This window comes from Streptosporangiales bacterium (genome assembly GCA_009379955.1).
In the GTDB taxonomy this organism is placed as follows: domain Bacteria; phylum Actinomycetota; class Actinomycetes; order Streptosporangiales; family WHST01; genus WHST01.
In genome coordinates this window covers 1-6,413 of sequence record WHST01000200.1, presented here as the reverse complement: position 1 = coordinate 6,413, position 6,413 = coordinate 1, and the positions used below count along the sequence as shown (strand labels likewise).

The 6,413-nt window shown below is 66.8% G+C and carries 5 protein-coding genes and 1 pseudogene; 5 read left to right on the top strand and 1 reads right to left on the bottom strand.

The genetic code is table 11. From position 1 onward, the window contains the following. Positions 1-211: 211 nt before the first annotated feature. The gene (locus GEV10_31500; GenBank protein MQA82929.1) at positions 212-922 is read right to left on the bottom strand and encodes a hypothetical protein; all 711 of its coding nucleotides are present in this window, start codon (positions 920-922) and stop codon (positions 212-214) included. A gap of 21 nt (positions 923-943) precedes the next feature. Between GEV10_31500 and GEV10_31495 the strand changes: the two genes are divergently transcribed. The 5 genes and pseudogenes from GEV10_31495 (at position 944) to GEV10_31475 (ending at position 5,506) form a co-directional block, all read left to right on the top strand. Then, entirely contained in the window at positions 944-1,237 is a 294-nt protein-coding gene (locus GEV10_31495) for a helix-turn-helix domain-containing protein (GenBank protein MQA82928.1), read from the top strand. After that, positions 1,234-1,428 (top strand): annotated as a pseudogene (locus GEV10_31490) (hypothetical protein). The gene GEV10_31495 and the pseudogene GEV10_31490 overlap by 4 nt, the downstream one beginning before the upstream one ends. 342 nt (positions 1,429-1,770) lie before the next feature. Next, positions 1,771-3,657, top strand: coding sequence for an ATP-binding protein (locus tag GEV10_31485; protein MQA82927.1), 1,887 nt, complete (start codon positions 1,771-1,773; stop codon positions 3,655-3,657). Continuing rightward, positions 3,654-4,583, top strand: a complete 930-nt coding sequence (locus GEV10_31480; protein MQA82926.1) for a hypothetical protein — start codon at positions 3,654-3,656, stop codon at positions 4,581-4,583. The genes GEV10_31485 and GEV10_31480 overlap by 4 nt, the downstream gene beginning before the upstream one ends. 395 nt (positions 4,584-4,978) lie before the next feature. Further along, on the top strand, positions 4,979-5,506 hold the full coding sequence (locus tag GEV10_31475) for a hypothetical protein (protein MQA82925.1): 528 nt from the start codon (positions 4,979-4,981) through the stop codon (positions 5,504-5,506). The last annotated feature ends 907 nt before the right edge of the window (positions 5,507-6,413 follow it).

Below are 6,413 nucleotides of genomic sequence, written 5' to 3'. Positions count from 1 at the left end.
CCGACCACCCGGATCGGATCTATCGGATCGACATCGAACAAACCGTGACCATCAGCATCTCCAGGCACAACTCATGATCTCGCGAAACCCGCCACGATCAGCGGAACCCAACTGGCGTGTTACTGACCCACGCTCCTAGGGCAGTTAATGCGCTTCCCGCGGGCGTTGTAGCGCGCAGGGCAGGTGCAGCGCTTGAAGACTCGACCTGCCCTCATGTCTTCCTCCGGCTCGTCCGCCGTTGACCCTCGGCCACAGCGTTGCTCTTGCCGCGCGTTGTCCTCGGCAACAGTCCTCGTTCGCGTGCTCGAGCCACGCGCTTCGCCGCCGCGTCCTTACTGATAGTGAAATGATCCGCGACGGCTTGAGTGGGTGATCTGGTTGCGTAAGCCTCCTTGTAGACCCGTGCTGCCTCCACGTAAATGTCGGGCTCTAGGGCAAGGCCTCGTCCAGCCTTCGCGGCGAATGGTTCCGCTGAACTCGCCAAGAGAGCGTCCAGCGACCAGACCTTCCGGTCACCATGCTTGATCGGTTCCGGCCGTTGATCTGGATGCCTGCGCCGCCAGGAGCGCCACTCCTCCGCCACTTGTGGCCTGAGTGCGTCGACCATGTCGCCGATCCCTAGCTTCCTGACAGACGTTGCGGACACTCCCGCCACAGCGTGCCCCGCAGCCGCTAGCTCTCGGGTAACGGACCGCTTAGGCGGGTCGCTTGGTTGGACTGACCGGACCGTGATGCTGACGGGCTCGGCCCGGCCGCGGATGGCCTCCCACTCGATCAACACAGCGAGCTTCTTGTCGGTCCCGACTGGGTCGGGACCGACCGCTTCAGACACCCAATATGGCGGGATGCCAACCATGACGCCGTCGAAGCGGTGCCTGATCTTCCAACCGTCGAGGACAGACGGTCCACGCTTAGCCATCACGTGGACAGAGTATCGGCAACCATGCGACTGGTCAACGTGTGGCCGATGCGTTGTCGAGGGAAGTACCGTCCCGTCATGGATACCAGAGTCTTCACGTTGCGGCTGATGATGAGGACAGGCGAGGCACGGCGCCGCCGCGAAGCCGTTGGCGCCAGCTACCCAGAAGCCGGCGAATCGGCGAGTCCGCCAGTGCACCCAAGCACCATCCACCGCTGGGAGACCGGCGAACGTCTTCCGCATGGCGCCGCCGCAGTCGCGTATCTGGACGTGCTCGAAGCATTCGCGCGGTTGATCGAGCGGGAGGGTGCGGCATGAGATCTATGACCGCCGAGGAGATTCAAGCACTGCCTGCCGCGGTGGGTGTGCCGATAGCCGGTCGCGCGCTGGGGGTCGGTCGCACGCTCTCGTACGACCTAGCTCGCCGCGGTGAGTTCCCAGTGCCGGTGTTGCGGGTGGGCTATCGGTACAAGGTGCGCCGGGCAGACCTGCTTATGGCACTCGGCATCCCAGATATGAGAGGGGCCGCCCGCACGCGAACGCGGACGGCCCCGACATCGCCGACGCCACCCTACGACACGGATAGGACGACGAGCTGTGGTCAGTATTCCACGACCGCGCTTAGTCAGGCCGACGACGAGCCCGGCTGATTGCGACCCGGACGCGACGGGACGTCAACCTGGGAACCCGCCCGGGGGCCGTCGACGAATCGGATGCCCGTGCGGGTGCCCACTCGACCACCACGAGTGCGGCGTCGACGAGGCGCTCTCTCCCCGACAGGTCGACTACCTTGACTCGCCAGTCCACTGGGCAGGGCGGTTGACGTCGCTGCGCAACGTAGGGCGGGCCGCATGACACAAAGAAGCGCCGCGACCGTCATCGTTGACATGGCTACGGACCACTACGAGGTGCGGCGATGCACGGACGGCACCGTGTTCGCGGTCCCACGCTACGGCATCCCGTTCACCTACCCCCTCCGCGGTGGAAGGACGTCTCTGCGTGCCGCTCTCGCCCGCCAGTACTTCGCAGTCGCCGGCGCGGCTGCCCCGCAGCAGGCACTCGCTGACGCGCTGCTGGTACTCGAGGGACGCGGCCAGGATCGTGATCCCGAGCAGCTCCATCTGCGCGTCGGCCGGCATGAAGGTGCGTACTGGCTCGATCTCGGTGACGCGACCGGCCGTGCTGTGCGGCTCACCGCAGACGGGTGGGCGGTAACTGACCAGGGATTGCCGTTGTTCCGCCGCACCGCGCTGACCACACCGCTACCGGAGCCCACCCGCAGCGGCGACACGCGGCCACTATGGGACCTGCTCAATGTCGGAGAAGACGACCGAGCGCTGCTGCTCGCGTGGCTTGTGTCAACGCTGCTGCCCGATGTTCCGCACCCAGTCGTCGGACTGTTCGGCGAGCAGGGCACCGGCAAGACGACAGCGGGCAAGGTGCTGTCAATGCTCGTCGACCCGTCGCCGGTAGCGGTACGGAAGGCGCCGCGGGATGCCGATTCGTGGGTTACGGCCGCCTCCGGCTCCTGGGTCGTCGCGCTGGACAACCTGAGCACGGTTTCGGACTGGCTCTCCGACACGCTGTGCCGCGCCGTCACCGGTGACGGCGACGTGCGCCGGCAGCTCTACACCGACGGCGGTCTCGTCGTGTTTGCGTTCCGCAGGTGCGTCATCGTCACAGGGATCGACCTTGGTGCAGTCCGCGGCGACCTTTCCGACCGATTGCTTCCAGTCAACCTGCATCGCATCCCGGACAATCGCCGGCGCGACGAGAGCGAGCTGTGGCCACGATGGGCCGAGTTGCAACCGGTCATCCTCGGTGGCCTGCTCGACCTCGCCGCGAGGGTCATTGGGGTGCTGCCATCTGTCCGTCTCGACACCAAGCCACGGATGGCCGACTACGCCGGGGTGCTCGCCGCTGTCGACCAGGTGCTCGGCACCGCCGGACTCGACCAGTATGTTTCGCATGCTGGGTCGCTGGCCAGCGACAGCCTCACTGCTGACCCGTTCGTCATGGCGCTGCACGAGAGGCTGTCTGCCCCGTTCAAGGGCACCTCGGCGGAACTGCTCGCCTTCGTAACGCCGCCCGACGAACGGTGGCGGCCACCGAAGCGATGGCCGAGCAAGCCACGTGAGGTCACCATGCTGATGCGGCGACAGGTGCCGGTGATGCGCCAGGCCGGCTGGATGGCCGAGGAGCTACCCCCCGGGCATGACAACGTCGTCCGCTGGTCCATCCGCCGTCCAGAGAAGGCACACAACGGTGTCTCGCGTGCCTCGCATGATCCCGGCCGTCCCGAGAAGGTCCGCAACGGAGTCTCGCAAGACTCACGTGACTCGCGCGGCACGCGTGACATGCGTGAACATCGGTTGGACGGCGCGAGTCACGCGACTCTGGAAGGCGACGCCGCGAGACAGTCGAGCACCGACTGCGAGTCACGAACCTTGCCTGATTCGCACTCAGCCAGCGATGTTTCCGCAGGGCAGAGCATCACTGCGAGGCTTGCGAGTCCTGCGAGGCACGACTACCCACCTTCTCAGGACGCCTACGCTTCGGAGCCGCGACACCGACCGACGACCAACGGAGTAGCGCAGCAGCCGGAATGGCCTGCATGCGCCGACCCCGAGTGCTCCGAGCCGGCCCGCCGACGCTGCCACACCTGCCTCCTGCACGCCCAGGAGGAACCCCGCTACACCACCGCAACCCCAGACAGACTCACGAAAGGATCACCATGATCGACAATCCGGCGGCAGACTACGCCGCACGACTCCCCGGGATCCTCGCCGCTGCGGACGCTGCAGAGCAGCGCCGCCACCGACGGGCCAGTGTGCTCGAGCTGGCTCCCGAACACGACGCCGGACGCTGGGACCTCGGCCTCGACGACGGCGACATGACCGACGAGGAGGCCATCGCCGAGCTGGACCGGCTCGGCCTGTCCGTCGACGACGCGATGTCACTCGCCGACGAGACCCTCGGCGATGTCACGGAATTCGACGAGGACACTGTGCGGCCCCTTGGCCTCGATCATGAGGTGGAGGAGCTCGAAGCCGACCTCAACGCCATGGACCTCGAGCAGCGGGAGATTCAGCGGCACTGGCGCGAGCAGCAGCGCCAGGGCCGGGCCCTGCAGGTTCAGAGTCCAGGCGGTCCGCTCATCACCGCGGCCGCCGCCGAAGCCCGCGACGCCGACTCCCACGATGAGGCCGACGCGTGGATCGACGCTAGCCGGCCATGGAACCAGGCATCCGACCTTGCCCGCGAGGACGATCTCATCGACCGCCCCGCCACCCGCGGCGCCCGCGCAGGTCGCCACCTCGAACTCGCCGCCTCGAACCCGTCGGGTCACGGCCCGCTCATCGATGCCGACCGCCGGCTCCATCCCCAGGACTACGCCCCGCCCGGGCCAGCTGGTGTGGACACCGCGCAGGCGGCGGATCTACAGGAGTTCATCCAGGCCGTCGGCGAGACCAACCCCACGGTTCGTGGCGCGAGCTACGCCCCCCGGGTCCCGCAGCAGTTCACCCGGCTGGAAGACACCAGCCGAGGACAGGAGCTGGAGCAGCCCCACATCACGATGGACGAGGCCGCTTACCGGGATCCCGGTTGGCTCGAGGCGATACGTGAACAGTGCCCAGAGCTGTACCTCCGCAACAGTGGCTGACAGGACGTCTCGGCCCGGCAACGGGTCGAGACGGGGTAGGTGGTAGCCACCACCCAGCTCGGCGGGCGTCAAACCGCGTCTGCAGTAGCCAGCGGCAAGGGCGGGGAGCGGCATACTCCACGCCGCACTGATCCCCCTGCGCCCGCCGAGCACCCCGGCCCATCACGACACAGGCGGCAGATCTGGCGGACCGGCGCGCGACGATTCCTCGCCGCCGGTACGCCTCGCGTTAGGAGTTGATCATGACCGTGCACCCGTTGCGCTCAGGCGACCCCATGCGCCGCACTGGTGCGACCTGGTGCGATCTGCACGGCCGGTGGGAGTGCTCGTCGCTGTCGAAACGAACACGCGCCCGATGCCATGGGTCGTCGATCCGTGGCACCGCGGCGTGCCGCATGCACTCCGGCACAGCGAGCGCAGTCGCGAAGGCGAAGGGCGAGGCGGTGACCGCCTGGGCAGCGCTCACCGCGACCGGCGACGAGCCCGCGAGGACCGTCGACCCGGCGCAGGCAGTCATGGGCATGCTGCACATGTCGTGGTTACGGGCCCACCACTACGCCAGCCTCCTCAAGGAGCAGGTAGACCGGGAAGGCGGCATCATCACGCCAGAGACCGGCGCCAAGGGTCTGATCGGCTGGCGGCTGGGCTCCGCAGGCACGGCGGGCGAGCTCTACGAGCAGTCCGAGGAGATCCGCGCCATCGTCCAGCTCGAGGCCAGCGAGCGTGACCGGTGCGTCCGATACGCGAAGACCGCACATGACATGGGCATCGCCGACCGGGAGATCGAACTCGCGGAACGGCAGGCAAGGGCGGTCGCCGTGGCGCTAGGCACAGTGCTGGACATGCTGTCCCTGGACGCCGCACGGCGCGACGAGGTGCAGGAGGCGTTCATGAAGCGGTTGCGGGAGCAGGTGACGTCGTGAGCATCACGTGAGCATGAGCCCTTTGACCTGCGGAAACTGACTCGCCAGCGGACAGTGAATCCGCGACCCGCTCAGCGTCGAAGAGCCATGGGGAAGCAGACGTGGTCGAGCGGCGTAGGGCAGCACGACCAGGGACTGCACGGCTGCAGTCAGCGAGTTAGGTAGTTGAAGGCAGTTCGTAGGCGACGCAAGATGGTGAGCAAGTTTTGGCCCAGGTGGAGGAAGAGGTATGTCAGTGCGGGTGACCATAGCCAATGGAGCCCTTGATCGGGTTTAGAAGGCGTCGGAGGCGACATAGTCGCGGCTCCGATGACAAGCACCAGAGCTAGGGCAAGCGCTACGACGGCTGTGTAGGTCACGTTGGCGCGGAGGTCGGCGATGACGCGTCGAATCTGGGCTGCGTTGTCGAGGGAGGCGGCGTCCTTCCGGACCGACACACCTGTGTTGAAGATCAAGACGAGCAGCCCGAAGAGTAGGGCTGTGAACACCGCCACACCGGCAAGCAGCTGGCCGACCCCTTGGAAGCGAACGTGCCACAGAACCAGTGGTACCGCAGGTACAGCTGGGAGGACGTAGTACCAAACGGCTGCTCGACGGCGATCGCGTCGTCGATCCTCCCCGACGCGTAGAGTCCAGGTCTCGGCGTTGTCTTCCATGACTATGCCGAGCCCTAGCCGGTGGTCAGCTAGGAGCGTGGGTCCGTATTGGCGAATCCGCCGCGCCGCGGCGCTGATGGGGCTGCTGGGCGGTTAGCGTGGCGGGCCGTATGCCGGCATGAGTGAGGTGGTCGTGCTCGTCGTTGATGCTCAGCGATCAGCGATCAGCGATCAGCGATCAGCGGTGAGTGTGTCGGGCCCAGTTCAGCTTGTGGCCAGGGCCGGTAGCCTGCTCATCCCGACGTGGCCGT